Origin of the sequence: Pseudomonas sp. MPDS, from assembly GCF_013283895.1 — a bacterium.
GTDB lineage: Bacteria > Pseudomonadota > Gammaproteobacteria > Pseudomonadales > Pseudomonadaceae > Aquipseudomonas > Aquipseudomonas rhizophila.
Genome location: NZ_CP054128.1, coordinates 3776258 through 3792025 on the forward strand (window position 1 = coordinate 3776258; position 15768 = coordinate 3792025).

Consider the following 15768-nt stretch of genomic DNA (forward strand, 5'->3'; position numbering starts at 1 on the left):
TTTATTCTCCTGGGGTGTCTTCTTGAAGATTCAGAGGGTGTTGCGGGTGTTCGCGGCCGATGGCCAGCAAACGCTGTTGCGCGGCGTAGGCCAGCACCGCATTGACATCGATGCTCAGCGGGCCGCCGGCATCGAGAGTGACCGTGGGCCGGTCCTGCGCGTTGAATTCGATTTCCCGTTCGCCGTCCAGGGCCAGGGTGCCTCTGGAGAGCGACAGACTGTGGGCGACGCCGGGCTCCAAAGGGCCGGCGGCGAGCACGCCACAGCCTTGCAACAGACCAGGGGCCAGCGGCACCAGCAACGCTTCGGGCGATTGCGGGTCCAGGCGCATCCAGGCACCACCCGCTGCCTGGCGTGACACCGGGAACCACAAGCCGCACAGCGCCGACAGGCCGATGGATTGCGGCTCGGCGAAGGTCACGAACACCTCGGCCAGGTCCTGCGCCCGACTGATGGCCCGGGCGCCGACAAAGCGCAGCGGCGACACGGCGACGTCCACCAGGGCGACTTCGCGCAAACCACGTCCGGCATCGCAGACCAACAGGCGTTTGTTGCGACGCAGGCCGATCTGCGCAGGTATCCGGCCGCTGGCGTACAACCCACCAGCCAATCCGGCACTGGTGGCTTCGCGCAGTTCGGGGAAGGCGTTATTGGTGCCCGTGGAGAGGGTCAGCAGCGGGATATCAGCGACTTCGGCGGCCACGGCCTTGTGGGTGCCGTCGCCGCCCAGCACGGCGATCAGGCTCACCTCGCGTTCTGCCATCAGGCGGGCGGCCTGACGCGTATCTTCGACGGTCTGGCGCAGCGTCAGGTCGAGAAATTCCAGGGCCGGCCAATGGCTGCTGCGCGCCTGGCGGCTGTGGCTGTTCCTCAGCACCGCGGCGGCAATGCCGGTCATGTCGGTCGGCATCAGGACCTGCTCGATACCGGTGGCACCAAAGGCGGCCAGCAGCCGCTGGATCACCGAAACCTTGTCGGTGCTGGAAAACAACCCGGCGTTGGCGGTCAGGCGTCGCACATCGCGCCCCGACGCCGGGTTGGCAATGATGCCCACGGTCAGTGGACGGCGACTCATGGCGCCACCGGCAGTTGAGTAGATGGACGACCTGGGCAGCAAAACCCTCGGTGCAGAGACATGGGACACCTCGTTTTTTATTATTGGCAGTCCGAACGGGTCGGTTGCAGACGCTAGAGCAAGGGCGGTGCCAGATACCGATAGAACCGGCGAAAGGCCCGGAACAGAGCCCTCGCAGCGCCTCCTCCGAGGGAATCCACCCACGCGCTGTGAGACGCGACATGTCAGCCTGCACGAGGTTCTGGCGAGACCGTGAGACGTGGCGTCTCACACTTGCCGGTGCGGCTCGCCGAGCTTGTCTGCGCACAACGAACGGCGCTTAATGAGCGCACAACGATAAGAAGCTGAAACGGAGGCCCGTATGCTTTCCGCTCACTCCCGGGCGCATGTGGATTGCGTCAGCCGCGTACTGAAAAACGCGGCGCAACTGCCACAGCTGCCCGTCCCGGACCTGATCCTCGACTCCTGGCGTCGCTCCATGGAGCAACATCATCTGGACCCCGGTTCGCTGCAGGGCCCGCGCATCCTGTCCCAGGACGTGCTCAAGCAATGCCGCGAGCGCTCGGAACTGTTCCTTAATATCGCCAGCGAAGAAGTCGCCCGGCTGCATGGTCGGGTGCGGGATGCCGACTACTGCGTGCTGCTCACCGATGCCCAGGGCCAGACCATCGATTACCGGGTGGAAACCACCATTCGCAATGACTGCCGCAAGGCCGGGCTGTACTTGGGCACCTGCTGGTCGGAGGGGGAAGAAGGCACCTGCGGCGTGGCGGCGGTGCTCACGGCCAAAGCCCCGGTGACGGTGCACAAGCGCGATCATTTCCGGGCGGCGTTCATCGGCCTGACCTGCTCCGCCGCGCCGGTTTTCGACCCGCAAGGGCAGTTGCTCGGGGTTCTGGATGTCTCGGCGGTGCGTTCACCGGATGATCGACGCTCACAGCACCTGATCCGGCAGATGGTGGTCCAGAGCGCTCGGGAAATCGAACAGGCGTTTTTCATGAGCAGCGCCCAGGGCTACTGGGTGCTGCGGGCCCATCGCAACGCCGGCTACGTCGACAGCCAGCCGGACTTGCTGTTCGCCTGGGACGACGACGGTTGCCTGCAAGCCCTGAACCCCGCAGCTCGCCAGTACCTGCTGCAACACTACGGCCAACTGCCGCAACACATCAGCCAGGTGTTCGACCAGCAACTGCTGCACCGAGCCCGCGACGAGCGTCTGTATCCGCTGTCCAGCCCCGGCATCGAGTCGCCTTTGCATGGTCGCCTGAGTGCGCCGCGACAGCGGGCCAATCCGCGCCCCCGGGTTGCCATGGCCCCGGTGGAGCTGGATCCTCGATTGGCCGACAGCCTGCGTCTGGCGGTACGGGTCAAGGATCGCAACTTGCCGGTGCTGATCCAAGGCGAAACCGGCTCTGGCAAGGAGGTATTTGCCCGCCAACTGCATCAGGCCAGCCAGCGCCGTGACCGGCCGTTCGTGGCATTGAACTGCGCGGCGATTCCCGAAAGCCTGATCGAAAGCGAGTTGTTCGGCTACGTTGCCGGGGCCTTCACCGGGGCCTCGGCCAAAGGTATGCAGGGCCTGCTGCAACAAGCCGATGGCGGCACACTGTTTCTGGATGAAATCGGTGACATGCCGCTGGCTTTGCAAACGCGCCTGCTAAGAGTATTGGCCGAAGGTGAAGTGGCGCCACTGGGGGCGTCACGGCGCAGGGCCGTGGACATTCAGGTGATCTGCGCCACCCACCGGGACCTGGAGACATTGGTCGCCGCTGGCGGGTTTCGCGAGGATCTGTACTTTCGCCTGGGCGGCGCCCGCTTCCAACTGCCGCCGCTGCGTGAGCGCAGTGATCGGCTGGCGTTGATCAACCGCATCCTTGAGGAGGAATCGGCGCAGTGCGGGGGGATGGCGCAATTGAGCGGCGCAGCCCTGGAATGCCTGCTTGGTTATCACTGGCCGGGCAATATCCGTCAGTTGCGTCATGTGCTGCGCTACGCCTGCGCGGTGAGCGAGGCGAGTGTGATCCAGCTCAGTCACCTGCCCGAGTCATTGCACTGCACACAAGCGCCTGTGGACGCACCACAACCCAGCGCCAGCCCGGAGCGTCAGATGCTGCTCGATGCGCTGGTGCGGCATCGCTGGAAGCCCACCGCCGCTGCACGGGCGCTGGGCATTTCCCGAGCGACCCTGTATCGAAGGGTTCACCTGCATGGCATCGAAATGCCCGGCAGAAGCCCGGCGTGAACCAACGCTTATCTTCGCGCCAGCGCATGCCGCACGCACTGTTCGTAGTAGGTCTGCTTGATGGCCGCGGGCTTGAGACGTGAAGCGCTGTTATAGGTCTGTTCGGTGATGCCCAGGGCGGTCATGCGCATCCACGGCCGGGGAAACTTGCGCACCTGCAACCTTTTGCGCGCGCCGTACAAGGTGATCCCGGAAAGCTTCGACGCCTGGGCGCCGGCGGCAATGTCCGAACCCCAGCGGCACACCGACTGCTGGTTTTTCGTCAGGGCCTTTGCCTGAGCCTCAAGCGAAACGGCGACCAGGAGACACGTCACCACGACCCACATAGAAATCCGCATAGGTTTGTCGCCCAACTTTCTGAAATAAAAGAAGTTTGACAACCTTGGAAAGAGCAAGGGGCCAGCACGGCTACGCAATTCCTTGCGGGGAGGGATTTATCTGTAGGAGCAAGGCTTGCCCGCGATGAACGATAACGCGGTTCAGTTGTTCGACCGCGGTGCAGCTATCGCGGGCAAGCCTTGCTCCCACAGATCCCTTCGCCTTAAGCAAGCTCCCTTGCCACGGGTTACTGGCTGGCCTTGGCTTCCTCCAACAATTGCTCAATCACCCGTTCCTGCTCGGCATACCGCCCTTCGCCAAAGTGGCTGTAGCGCACCTGACCCTTGGCATCGATGAAGTAGTGGGCTGGCCAGTACTGATTGTTGAAAGCGCGCCAGATTGCATATTGGTTATCGATGGCCACCGGGTAGTTGATCCCCAGCTTGCGAACCTGCTCGCGCACGTTGTCGATGATTTTCTCGTAGCCGTACTCAGGTGTGTGCACGCCGATCACCACCAGCCCCTCCTTCTCGTACTTGCGCGCCCAATCGTTCACATAGGGCAGCGTGCGCTGGCAGTTGATGCAGTCATAAGTCCAGAAATCCACCAGCACCACCTTGCCCCGCAGTGACTCGCTGCTCAAGGGTGGCGAGTTCAACCATTGCACGGCGCCCTCCAGGGATGGCATCTCGCCCTGAGGCTGAAGCGATTCCAGGGGGGCCGCGCTCGCCTTTTCGACCAGGTAATCGATGGCCTTGGGCACATTCTTCAGTACCCCCTGCTCCAGGGTCGCAGCCCCTTGGGAGGAGGTACTGGCCAACAGGCGATCATCGGCACCCGTGCCAATCGCCACGGCTGCCAGCAATACCACGACACCGGTACCCCGGCGCAGCCAGGTGGTGATCGGCAATGACAGCTTGAGGCGGTCGGCCAATCCGCGCCCGGCCAGGATCAGCACACCCAGCGACAAGGCACTGCCCAGCCCGTAAGCGAGCAGCAGCAGACTGGTTTCAGCGCTCGCGCCTTGCAGCATGGCCCCGGTCAGAATCACCCCGAGTATCGGCCCCGCGCACGGCGCCCAGAGCAGCCCGGTGGCGACCCCGATCAGCACCGAGCCCACAGGCCCGGCCATCCGTCCGGCGCCGTTATCGATACGGTTGCCCAGGCTCACCAGCGGCCGCGCCAGCCATATACCGACCCGGCTGAACATCAGCGACAAGGCGAACAGCACCATCACCCACAGAGCGATTTGCCGGCCAACGCTGCTGGCTCGCACCACCCACTCGCTGCTGACCACCGCCAGACTCGAAACCAGGGCAAACGTCAGCACCATGCCGGCCAGCGTCAGCAGTACCGAGCCCCGTGAGCGATTGGCCCGGGCAAACAGAAACGGCACCACCGGAAGAATGCAGGGACTGAGGATCGTCAGGATCCCGCCCAGAAAAGCGATCAAAAGCATGGCAACACCTCAACGGTAGGTAGATAGACTGAACACACCAAATCGGGCGGCGCCTCTGTGGGAGCAAAGCTTGCTCGCGATAAACGACGACGCGGTATTGCCAGGAATCGAGGCGCCTGCATCGCGAGCAAGCTTTGCTCCCACAGATTTACTGCCACAGGTTGGCTGCCACGGCGAGTCAGTTCTGGTTGCTGCAGTTGTCAGCCAGCTTGCGATAGTCCAGCGCCTGCTTGTGGCCCGCTGAGTCGAGGTAGGTCATGCGGGCATTCACCACGCCGCAGGCCGGGGTCGGATCTTCGCTGAGGGACAGGACCTTCTGGATATCCAGGTGGGTGCCATAGGCGTAGGTCTGAGCCTGGACGTGACTCTCGGCCCGAGCCGACAAGGTGCAGATGTTCAGCGCGGCGAAAAGGCAGGCGGCGTAGACGGCTTTGGTGTTCATGGCGGTATCCTCGATGCATTCAATGGGTGGGTTTTTCGGCCGGGGCGTGTTGTGCCGCCTCGATGGATGCCATTGAATGCCCGTGAGGTATCGCGTCTGTATCGGGCAACGCGGCTTTTTGAATCCCTGTGTATCCGCCGCGCGCCAGATACACTGCAATACAAACCGCCGCGAGCCGGGCTGGCCGGCGCCTGTAGACTGATCACAACGAAACGCCAAGGGGCAGAACACCATGGATCACGTCGATCATGTGTTGATCGTGGATGACGATCGCGAAATCAGAGAGCTGGTGGGCAACTACCTGAAAAAGAACGGCCTGCGTACCACCGTAGTTGCCGATGGCCGGCAGATGCGTGCCTTTCTGGAAACGACCCCGGTGGACCTGATCGTGCTGGACATCATGATGCCGGGCGATGATGGCCTGGTGCTGTGCCGGGAACTGCGCGCCGGTAAACACAAGGCCACACCGGTACTGATGCTCACCGCCCGCAACGATGAAACCGACCGCATCATCGGCCTGGAAATGGGCGCCGACGATTACCTGGTCAAACCCTTCGCCGCCCGGGAGTTACTGGCGCGGATCAACGCGGTGCTACGGCGTACCCGCATGCTGCCGCCCAACCTGGTGGTCACCGAAAGCGGTCGCCTGCTGGCGTTCGGCCGCTGGCGCCTGGACACCACTGCACGGCACCTGCTGGACACTGACGGCACCATGGTCGCCTTGAGCGGCGCCGAATATCGCCTGTTGCGGGTGTTCCTCGACCACCCGCAGCGGGTGCTCAATCGCGATCAGTTGCTGAACCTGACTCAGGGCCGGGACGCCGATCTGTTCGATCGCTCCATCGATCTGCTGGTCAGCCGCCTGCGTCAACGGTTGCTGGATGATGCCCGGGAGCCGGCCTACATCAAGACCGTGCGCAGCGAAGGCTATGTGTTCTCGTTGCCGGTGGAGATCCTTGAGGCGTCGGTATGACCCTGCCGCTGCGCTGGCCGCGCACCCTCGCCTCGCGCCTGTCGCTGATCTTCCTGATCGGCCTGATCCTGGCCCAGGGCCTGTCGTTCGGCGCCCAGTATTACGAACGCTACCAGAGTGCCAAGACCACCATGCTCGGCAACCTGGAAACCGACGTCTCGACCTCGGTCGCCATTCTCGACCGCCTGCCGGCTGCCGAGCGCCAGGCCTGGCTGCCGAAACTCGCCCGACGCAACTATGGCTACCTGCTCGATGAAGGTCAGCCAGGCCAGCGAATGCTTCCTGACAACGCCCCGGTGTCGGTGACTTCAATCCAGGAGGCCATCGGCCAAGCCTACGCTCTGACGTTCACCGACATTCCCGGACCGAAGCAGCATTACCAGGCGCACCTGCGCCTGGCCGACGGCAGCCCGCTGACCATCGACGTGCGCCCGGCGATGATGCCCCTCTCCCCCTGGCTCCCGGTGGTGTTGCTGGGGCAACTGGCGCTGTTGATCGGCTGCACCTGGCTGGCCGTGCGCATCGCCGTCGGCCCGCTGACCCGACTGGCCCAGGCGGTGGAAACCCTGGACCCGAATGCCCACAGCGTCCGCCTCGACGAAAAAGGCCCGACCGAAGTGGTGCATGCCGCCAAGGCGTTCAATGCCATGCAGGACCGTATCGCCGCCTACCTCAAGGAGCGCATGCAGTTGCTGGCGGCGATTTCCCATGACTTGCAAACCCCCATCACGCGCATGAAGCTGCGCGCCGAGTTCATGGACGACGGCATCGAAAAGGACAAGCTGTGTAGCGACCTGAGCGAAATGGAGCACTTGGTGCGCGAAGGTGTGGCCTATGCCCGCAGCATCCATGGCGCCACCGAAGCCAGCTGTCGCATCAACCTGGATGCGTTTCTCGACAGCCTGGTGTTCGACTATCAGGACATCGGCCAGGACGTGCAGCTATCCGGGAAAAACGCCGCGGTCATCGACACCCGGCCCCATGCCCTGCGCCGGGTGCTGGTCAACCTGGTGGACAACGCCTTGAAGTTCGGCGGCGCGGCGCAGATCCAGGTGCAGCGCACTGACAGCGGACAACTGGCGATTCAAGTGCTGGACCGTGGCCCCGGCATCAATGAGCAGGAGCTGGCCGAGGTGCTCAAACCGTTCTACCGGGTGGAAAGCTCGCGCAACCGGGAAACCGGTGGTACCGGGTTAGGGCTGGCCATCGCCCAGCAACTGGCGATCGCCATGGGCGGTTCGCTGACCTTGAGCAATCGTGACGGCGGCGGGTTGTGTGCCGAGTTGCGGCTCAGCCGGGAAATTTAACCCCGATCCACCTGTGGGAGCGAGCCTGCTCGCGATGGCGTCGGTATAGCCGACATCTGTGCAAGCTGCACCACTGCTATCGCGAGCAGGCTCGCTCCCACAAAGGTTCAGCCCCAGGCTTTAATGTACTCGGGCTTTGTATGCCAATGTGTCCGCCACAGGCACGGTTACACAGGCTTGCAAACGCCCGAATTCCAGACACACCCCACTTACACCCGTTTGAAAAACTCCCTCGTGTTCCCGGTCGCTATTCACGACCGGGCCCCACACCCAAGGAGCCTTCTCATGCCTGCTTCCACGTTTCGTTTCCAGGGCTGGTCGCTGTTCAGCCTGCTTGCCGCCCTGGTGCTGTTGATGACCGCACTGACCCTGGCGCTCAACCCGGACCTGACCGAGGGCGTGCGCAGCGCCATCCGCGCCACAGCCCGCTCATCCTTCGCCTTGTTTCTGCTGGCCTTTACCGCCTCGGCGTTCGCCGTGCTGGTGCCATCGCCCCTGAGCCGGTCCCTGGTCCGCGAGCGACGTTTCATCGGTTTGGCCTTCGCGTTTTCCCATCTGGTGCACGCCGTGCTGATCTACAGCTATGGGCAGCTCAACCCCGAGTTCTGGCCGGGTCGCACCACCGTTGGCAATATCCCCGGCTCCGTCGGATACGTATTCATCCTGCTGCTGGCCCTGACCTCCTTCAAAAGCACCGCGCGCCTGATTGGCGGCAAAACCTGGAAACGCCTGCACGTCAGCGGCATGTGGGTGCTGGTGGCGATCTTTGCCTACTCCAACTTCAAGCGCATTCCCATGAGTGCCTGGTACGTGCTGCCCTTCGGCCTGACCTGCGCCGCCATCGCGATTCGTCTGGTGGGCAAGCTCGCCCAGGCCAACGCGCGCCGAAGGAGTTCATCCCCGTCGGGCCGCGCAGCCGCCCCTCTGGTTGCCACTGACCACTCGAATTGAGCCCCTGGGAGATCGATCATGTCTGCAGATGTTTTGAAAGGCCTGCGCACAACACTCGATCAGACCGGAACGTGGCTCGGGCCATTGGGCCTGCGCCTGTTCCTGGCCTGGGAGTTTTTCGAATCCGGTTGGGAGAAATGGCAGGGCGACAACTGGTTTGCCCAAATCCAGGCCGCGTTCCCCTTCCCCTTCAACCACTTGCCGGCCAGTTGGAACTGGGAACTGTCGATGTGGGCCGAACTGCTCTGCGCCCTCGCCTTGCTGATGGGCCTGGGCACTCGCCTTTCGGCGCTGGTGTTGATGGTCGTCACGGTCGTCGCCACCGCCGCCGTGCATTGGCCGGCGGATTGGTCAACCTTGAGTGAACTGGCCCAGGGGTACGCCATCACCAACAAAGGCCACGGCAACTTCAAACTGCCGTTGATCTATCTGGTGGCGTTGTTGCCGCTGCTGTTGCAGGGGGCCGGGAAGTTGAGTGTCGATGCGCTGCTCACTCGGGGATACCGCCGATAACATCGCCTGATACATATCCCTGTGGGAGCGAGCCTGCTCGCGATGGCGGTGGACCAGTCACATCGAAGTTGGCTGGAATACCGCTATCGCGAGCAGGCTCGCTCCCACAAGGAGGTTCTGCGCTTAACCGCCGGATTGCGCTTGCACGCCGACCACCCCTTCCCTGTGCATCTGGCGCAACAACATCACCGCGTTGTCCATGAATTCGTTTGAATCCACCCCCGCCTCCCGCGCCAGCGCAAACAACTGGTCGCGCCCAGCCAACCCGGGAAACTGCTCGATACGCTGCAACAGCCGCCAGGCCAACGGACTGAGCTCGGAAAAGCGCACCGCAAACCCAGGCGTTCGCCGCACCAGCAGCAGCGTCGGTTGCGGCGGTGGCGTCGTGGGCTGGTAGCCCGGCGCCAAGCGATGCACCGGCCAGAGGTACGCCAGCGGCCAGGCCAAAGGTGAAACACGCAAAGGCTGATCGAGCAATGCTGCCTCGTCACTGGCCGGCAGCGACTCGGCTTGCGCTTGCAGCAGTGCCATTTCGACCCACTCGTAGTGAGCCAGCTCGGCCACGAACGCCGGCTCGTCAGGCGACTGCCGGGCCGCGAGATAGCCCACGAACTCCCCGGCAATGTCTGCGAACCGGGGGGCTACGCAACGATGCTCACGCAAGAAACGGCGTACGCAGGCCCGCCACGCCTCCTGCCCCAGCACGCTCACCAGTACCGGGAATGTGCCGCTGAGCAACGCACGCATGTTTTCGAAAATCAGGTCCCGATACACCTGCGCCCGAGCCACGTCCATGCCCGGCGGAATCGGGCAGTGATCAGGATCGCGCAGGTAGCGGGTCAACGCCTGTTGCTGTTGCTGCAGTGTCTGCATGATTTCAGCCATGGGCCACCGCCTGCCCCGGCTCGGCCTGATCCTGCAATCGGCGAATAGTCTGCAGTTCGGCGGCCAGCACGGCGTAGGGCGGGAAATTGAAGTCCCGCTCGAGCAAGGTCGGCTGGACGCCGAAACGCGCGTAGGCCTGAGCCAGCAAAGCCCAGACCAGCGGTTTGACCGGCGCGCCATGACTGTCGATTTTCAAGGTATCGGACTCGTCGTAGTGCCCGGCCACGTGCATGCCCACCACCCGTTCAGGCGCAAGGCCAGCCAGGAATGCCTGGGGATCGAAGCCATGATTGACCGAGTTGACGTAGACATTGTTGACGTCCAGCAGCAGGTCGCAATCGGCTTCGTGCAATACCGCGAGGGTGAATTCCAGCTCCGTCATGTCTTGTTGCGGGGCGGCGTAATAGGAAACGTTCTCCACGGCCAGGCGGCGCCCCAGTACGTCCTGGGCCTGCCGAATCCGTGCCGCTACGTGATGCACCGCCTCCTCGGTAAAGGGCAACGGCAGCAAGTCATACAAGTGCCCTTCATCGCCGCAGTAACTCAGATGCTCGCTGTACATCGGTACATTGAAGCGCTCCAGGAAGTCGCGCACCTGCGCCAGAAACGCCAGGTCCAGCGGCGCCGGTCCGCCCAAAGACAGCGACAGGCCATGACACGACAACGGATAGCGTTCGGCCAGCCCATGCAAAGCGGCGCCGTGAGCGCCGCCAATGCCGATCCAGTTCTCCGGGGCCACTTCGAGAAAGTCGAAATCCCCGGCGGGCGCCTTGCGCAGTTCATCGAGCAAGGCGCGGCGCAGACCCAGGCCTACTGAGGGTTTGGTAATTGAGGGGGTGACCTGTACGGCGGGGCCTTTCAGGCCTGAATGTTGAGGCATGGCACATCTCCTTGGGGTAAGAGATGGGAAGCCATGAAGGGCGATTGCCAATCAGTCTGTAAAAACCAAACCCTGTGGCCAGGGAGCGGCTCCCTGGCCACAGTTGTTCGCTCGACAGGGCATCACTGGCGCCTGCCCCGTCAGACTTCCCACCGGTGAAAGTCAGGACTCGATAGCCGCCCCGCACTTGCCCTCGCCGCATTTGCCTTCGGCGCTCTTGGCCTGGCCCGCCAGGTATTTCTCGGCCTCAGGCAACGAGATGCCGCCATCATGGTTGGCGTCGATCTTGTCGTATTCAGCCGCGCGCTCCGGCGCCGCCGCAATGAACTCCTCGCGTGAAACCTTGCCGTCGTGGTTGGTATCGGTCTTGGCGAATTTATCTTCGCCGCACTTGCCCTCAGCGGGTTTCTTCACCGTATCGGCCGCCGCCAGGGTGTAGCCCTGGGCCAGATCGTTCATGGTCAGGGCCGAGGCTGCGGTGGAAAGGCCAAGGCCGCCGACCAGGGCCAGACCGAGTGCAAGAGACGAACTGCTGGAGAAGTTGAGCATGGGGGTGTTCCTCGAAAGTTCAGATACGCCAGTCACCGGCACCGGGGATCGGTGTCGGCTGGCAGGCGTAGTTAACCGTCGATGTGTATCCGGGCTGTGTCGCCAGCCGAGGTGAAAACAAGCAAATGTATCCAGGCCGCCCTGCTACACACTGGGATACACGCCCATGCGCGCGTGGCCGGTCGATCCGAACGAGCGCGGCATCGTTATGCAGATCGCCAAACAGCTGCCGGGGAATCGCCAGGACAAGGAATGAGCCAGGCCTCTGCGACGACCGTTTTGCCTGAAGGCCAATAGCCAAGCGCCTCTACGCCGTGTCAACTGTCGGAACGGTTAAGTTAATTGAGCCGACAGCCGATACAGGGACGTGCGGGATATTTCGCGTTTAGCTGATGGCTTGTTTATGACTGAAGATGCTGGCAACGACTCCACCGTTTCGCCCCCAGGCCTGCCCAGCCAGAGCTTCACCCGTCGCACCTTCCCGGCCATCATGCTTTTGCTGTTCGTCATGTCAGCACTGGCTATCGCATTGTTGCTCAGCATTACCGGGGCCCAGGATAGGCGCGCCCGTGAACAGAGCCTGTTTTTCGCCCAGCGCGCCATCGACGGTATCCGCGCCGGCATCGGGCGGGACCTGAGTGACTATTCCAAGTGGAGCGACGCCTACCGGCATCTGCATGTCGAAATGGACAAAGACTGGGCCTATGACCAGGAAAACGTCGGCAGCAGCGTTTTCGGGCTCTACGGCTACCAGGCGGTGTTTGTCATTTCCCCGACCGGCAAAACCGTCTATTCGGTGATCAATGGCGATATGAGTGAGGTCGACGCCGACACGTGGCTGGCCGGTGACCTGCAAGGGCTGGCGAAGAAAGCCAGCGACCCGCAGAACCGCGATGAAGTCATCGTCGAGCTGCTGCATCACGACGGCGCACCTGCGTTCGTCGCCGCCTCGGCCATCACCGTCGGCACCGACGACAGCGTGCCCGAAATCCCGGGGCCGCCCAGTTTGCTGCTGTTCGTGAAAGTCCTTGATGCCGCCTCTTTGCAAAACCTGGCGCGAGACTTTGCCCTGCCAGATGCCCACATCACCCATGCGCCGGAGCAGATGGGCACGGCCCGGATATCCCTTGACGGCCAGACCGGCGAGGCTTTGGCGTGGCGTCCGGAGACCCCCGGCAACGACCTGCGCAAGGCCCTGCTGCCCTTGCTGGTCCTGGCGCTGCTGGTGTTGGCCATCCTCGCGCTGGCGGTGCTGCGCCATGCCCTGGTCATGCTTCGCGCCCAGGAACGTCAATACGCCAGCCTGTTGGCCCACCGCAAGGCACTGGAACGTAGCGAAGAACGTTTTCGGGATATTGCCGAAGTGTCCTCCGACTGGTTATGGGAAGTGGATTCGACCGGGACGCTGACCTACCTGTCGGAACGTTTTGAACAAGTGACCGGCTTCAACCCCACACAATGGCTGGGCAAGCCCCTGCATCGGTTGCTCCATCCCCACGGTGGCTCGATTTCGATTGCCCAATGGCTGCTCGGCGGGGCCAACAGCGATTCGTCGGCACCGTTGTTATGCGAGTACACCGCGCGCAATCAGCGTATCCGCACGTGCAAACTTTCGGTCCGCGCCATCGAAGCCGGCACCTTGGGCTTTCGGGGCACCGCCACCGACATTACCGAGGAGCTGCGGGCGCTGGCCCAGATCAAGCACCTCTCGCTGCACGACCCGCTGACCGGGCTGGCCAATCGAAACCGCTTGTTCGATTGCCTCAGCGAACACCTGGACCCGGCCGACGGGGCACCGCTGGCGGTGCTGAACCTGGACATGGACCGGTTCAAGCCGGTCAACGATTCCCTGGGGCATGCCGTAGGCGACAAAGTGCTGCGGGAAGTGGCCCATATCCTTCAGCAGAACGTGCGCAGTTCCGACCTGGTGGCCCGTCTGGGCGGTGATGAGTTTGTCATCGTCATGCCCGATCCCGGCAGTCCCCGGGACCTGGAACAACTCTGTGAGCGCCTGATCGATTGCATGCAGCGCCCCATGCACCTGGACGGCAACACCTTGTACCTGGGCGTGAGCATCGGTGTGGCCTGGTCGCAACCCGGTGACGAGCGCGCCACTGAATTGTTGCGTCACGCGGACATCGCTTTGTATGCAGCCAAGGCGGCGGGCCGCAACACCTGGCGGGTCTATGAGGAGGCCATGGGCAACATGGCCCGCGACCGTCGGCGCTATGAGCAGCAACTGCGCGACGCCATGCAACGCGAACAACTGGAGCTGCGTTACTTGCCTCGCTTCGATGTGTGTGCCGAACAACTGCACGGCTTCGAGGCCCAGACTTTCTGGCACCATCCCGAGAAAGGTGAACTGGGTGGAGCGGACTTCATCCCGATCGCCGAAGCGTCTGGCCAACTGGAAGAGCTGGGGACCTGGATGTTGATCAACGTCTGCGAAGAAGCAGTGACCTGGCCCACCGCTGTCAACGTTTCCGTCGCGGTTTCGCCCAAGTGGTTCAGCAGCAGCTTCTTGCTCAATCAGGTGCGAACGGCCCTTGAGACAAGTGGCCTGGTCCCCCAGCGCCTGACCCTGGAAGTGGCCGAAGGGGTTCTGCTGATCGACCACAAAGCGGTCGCCAGTACCCTTCATGCGCTCAAGGACCTGGGCGTGCGCATCAATATCGACAAGTTCGGCACCAGCATCGCCTCCCTTCGCGAGGTACTGAACCAACCGTTCGATGGCATACGCTTTGATCGCAACATCCTGTCACAGCTGGGCCTGGAACACGATCGCGAAGGCGTGCTGGCGATGATCCGACTCAGCCGCAGCGTGGGTCTCATGGTCACCGCCGAAGGCATCGAAAACGCCCGGCAATTCAGCCAATTGCGCAGCGTGGCCTGCGACCACGTACAAGGCCCCTACTTCGGCTCGGCCCTGGCCCGCTCGGAAATGGCCTCGTTCTTTACAACACCCCGGTGGTTATAGGGCATCGTTCTGGATGACTTGAAACCACTCTTTGCGCTCATCCAGCGTGTGCCGAATCAATTCGACAAGCATCTGCACTTGCGGCATGTCCAGGGCGTGACTGCCCACGGCCATCCATAACTGACGCTGCATCGGGTGCTCGAATACCCTCGGCAACGCGATCAGGCCACGGTCCAAGCCACTCATGTACTGAGGCAACAGACCGATGCAGGCGCTGCAACGAATCATTTCCAGCATCAACGCGTAGGATTGCACCTGCACCACGCCCGCGCGGCGTTGCTCCATCAGAGCGTTCCACGGCGCGAAGCTGTCCACCTGACCGTCTGGCTGCCATTGCACAAGCATGTAGTCGCTCAGGTCGTCCAGGCACTCGGGGCGGGTAGCCGGGCGTGAGTAGCGCTTGGCGATGTGTGGCACATAGTCCAGCCGTGCCAGTCGTTCGGGTGATTGTGTGGGGAAACTCGGCCCCGGTCCCAAGGCGTGCGAATCACTCAACCACAGCACCAGGTCGGCACTGATGGCTTGCAGCGCCAGCTCACTGTCCAGGGTGATAATCTGCAACCGCACACTGGCGTTGCGCCGCAGCAAAGAGATCAGGTCACGGCCCAGGATGTCGTGCAGAATCGACTCGGCCACGGCCAGGCGGACCCGTGGTTGATCATTGTGCGGCACTGAGCTTTCGTGGACCTGTGCAATCAATCGCGCCTGTAGCTGCCGGCCCTCGCGACTGAGGGTCAAGGCGCTGCCCTGGAAACTGAACAACGAGCGTTGCAGCGTCGCCTCCAGCTGCGCCAACTGCTTGCGCAGCCAGGTCGCTTTGACGTTCAGGCTGCGAGCCGCCTGCATGAAACAGCCGCAACGAGCACTGACCAAAAAACACTGCGCCACCTGAGGCGAAATGCCGGATGCCTGGACCAGCCAGGGCTCAGCGATGCGCGACGGTGAGCGATACTCGGTGACAGCCTGGCGTCCTGCGGGCTCGATGAATGACATAGGTGACTCCCTGTCGGTTGTACGGGATAAGCGTTGATGCACATTCCAGCCAAGCATAATTCCCGTGGCGAGGGAGCTTGCTCCCGCTGGGCTGCGCAGCAGCCCCAATGAGGTTGCCGCGGTCCTCCAGCGGGAATCTGGATATAGCTTTTTGGGGCCGCTTCGCAGCCCAGCGGGAGCAAGCTCCCTCGCCACAAAAGCTTG

The 15768-nt window shown here is 62.8% G+C and carries 14 protein-coding genes; 6 read left to right on the forward strand and 8 right to left on the reverse strand.

The features are described 5' to 3' along the window. Nucleotide 1: 1 nt before the first annotated feature. On the reverse strand, nucleotides 2–1075 hold the full coding sequence (locus HQ912_RS16605) for an ATP-NAD kinase family protein (RefSeq protein ID WP_173407047.1): 1074 nt from the start codon (nucleotides 1073–1075) through the stop codon (nucleotides 2–4). A gap of 361 nt (nucleotides 1076–1436) precedes the next feature. Between HQ912_RS16605 and HQ912_RS16610 the strand changes: the two genes are divergently transcribed. Continuing rightward, nucleotides 1437–3317 (forward strand): sigma-54-dependent Fis family transcriptional regulator, encoded by a 1881-nt coding sequence (locus tag HQ912_RS16610; RefSeq protein ID WP_107321687.1) that lies wholly within the window; start codon nucleotides 1437–1439, stop codon nucleotides 3315–3317. 8 nt (nucleotides 3318–3325) lie between these two features. Here the strand turns inward: HQ912_RS16610 and HQ912_RS16615 are convergent, their stop codons facing one another. From HQ912_RS16615 to HQ912_RS16625, 3 genes are all read right to left on the reverse strand, one after another. After that, nucleotides 3326–3655, reverse strand: coding sequence for a hypothetical protein (locus HQ912_RS16615; protein WP_047229012.1), 330 nt, complete (start codon nucleotides 3653–3655; stop codon nucleotides 3326–3328). Nucleotides 3656–3882: 227 nt separating this feature from the next. Further along, on the reverse strand, nucleotides 3883–5094 hold the full coding sequence (locus HQ912_RS16620; protein WP_047228960.1) for a cytochrome c biogenesis protein DipZ: 1212 nt from the start codon (nucleotides 5092–5094) through the stop codon (nucleotides 3883–3885). Between the two features lie 178 nt (nucleotides 5095–5272). Then, the gene (locus tag HQ912_RS16625) at nucleotides 5273–5536 is read right to left on the reverse strand and encodes a DUF2790 domain-containing protein (protein WP_047228959.1); all 264 of its coding nucleotides are present in this window, start codon (nucleotides 5534–5536) and stop codon (nucleotides 5273–5275) included. A 232-nt stretch (nucleotides 5537–5768) separates the two neighbouring features. Here HQ912_RS16625 and HQ912_RS16630 point away from each other — a divergent pair, with 232 nt between their 5' ends. The 4 genes from HQ912_RS16630 to HQ912_RS16645 all read left to right on the forward strand — a co-directional run bounded on the left by HQ912_RS16630 (nucleotide 5769) and on the right by HQ912_RS16645 (nucleotide 9280). Next, the gene (locus HQ912_RS16630) at nucleotides 5769–6509 is read left to right on the forward strand and encodes a response regulator (RefSeq protein ID WP_003202589.1); all 741 of its coding nucleotides are present in this window, start codon (nucleotides 5769–5771) and stop codon (nucleotides 6507–6509) included. Further along, nucleotides 6506–7816, forward strand: a complete 1311-nt coding sequence (locus HQ912_RS16635) for an ATP-binding protein (RefSeq protein ID WP_076385208.1) — start codon at nucleotides 6506–6508, stop codon at nucleotides 7814–7816. The genes HQ912_RS16630 and HQ912_RS16635 overlap by 4 nt, the downstream gene beginning before the upstream one ends. 285 nt (nucleotides 7817–8101) lie before the next feature. Further along, on the forward strand, nucleotides 8102–8767 hold the full coding sequence (locus tag HQ912_RS16640) for a ferric reductase-like transmembrane domain-containing protein (protein WP_047228957.1): 666 nt from the start codon (nucleotides 8102–8104) through the stop codon (nucleotides 8765–8767). 18 nt (nucleotides 8768–8785) lie between these two features. Continuing rightward, entirely contained in the window at nucleotides 8786–9280 is a 495-nt protein-coding gene (locus HQ912_RS16645) for a DoxX family protein (RefSeq protein ID WP_047228956.1), read from the forward strand. Between the two features lie 123 nt (nucleotides 9281–9403). Here the strand turns inward: HQ912_RS16645 and HQ912_RS16650 are convergent, their stop codons facing one another. From HQ912_RS16650 to HQ912_RS16660, 3 genes are all read right to left on the reverse strand, one after another. After that, a complete protein-coding gene (locus tag HQ912_RS16650; RefSeq protein ID WP_107321683.1) occupies nucleotides 9404–10165 on the reverse strand; it encodes a DUF2063 domain-containing protein in 762 nt (253 codons plus the stop codon). Further along, nucleotides 10158–11045, reverse strand: a complete 888-nt coding sequence (locus HQ912_RS16655; protein WP_107321682.1) for a DUF692 domain-containing protein — start codon at nucleotides 11043–11045, stop codon at nucleotides 10158–10160. The genes HQ912_RS16650 and HQ912_RS16655 overlap by 8 nt, the downstream gene beginning before the upstream one ends. Before the next feature lie 162 nt (nucleotides 11046–11207). Further along, nucleotides 11208–11594: an EF-hand domain-containing protein gene (locus HQ912_RS16660; RefSeq protein WP_047228954.1), complete on the reverse strand. Its 387-nt coding sequence runs from the start codon at nucleotides 11592–11594 to the stop codon at nucleotides 11208–11210. A 403-nt stretch (nucleotides 11595–11997) separates the two neighbouring features. On the opposite strand from HQ912_RS16660, the gene HQ912_RS16665 reads away from it, so the two are divergent. After that, complete coding sequence (locus tag HQ912_RS16665; protein ID WP_047228953.1) at nucleotides 11998–14571, forward strand: EAL domain-containing protein; 2574 nt, start codon at nucleotides 11998–12000, stop codon at nucleotides 14569–14571. Here the strand turns inward: HQ912_RS16665 and HQ912_RS16670 are convergent. After that, nucleotides 14566–15564 carry a LysR family transcriptional regulator gene (locus tag HQ912_RS16670; RefSeq protein WP_047228952.1) on the reverse strand — a complete coding sequence of 333 codons (999 nt, stop codon included), beginning with the start codon at nucleotides 15562–15564 and terminating at the stop codon, nucleotides 14566–14568. The two genes, HQ912_RS16665 and HQ912_RS16670, sit on opposite strands and share 6 nt — an antisense overlap. Between the last annotated feature and the right edge of the window lie 204 nt (nucleotides 15565–15768).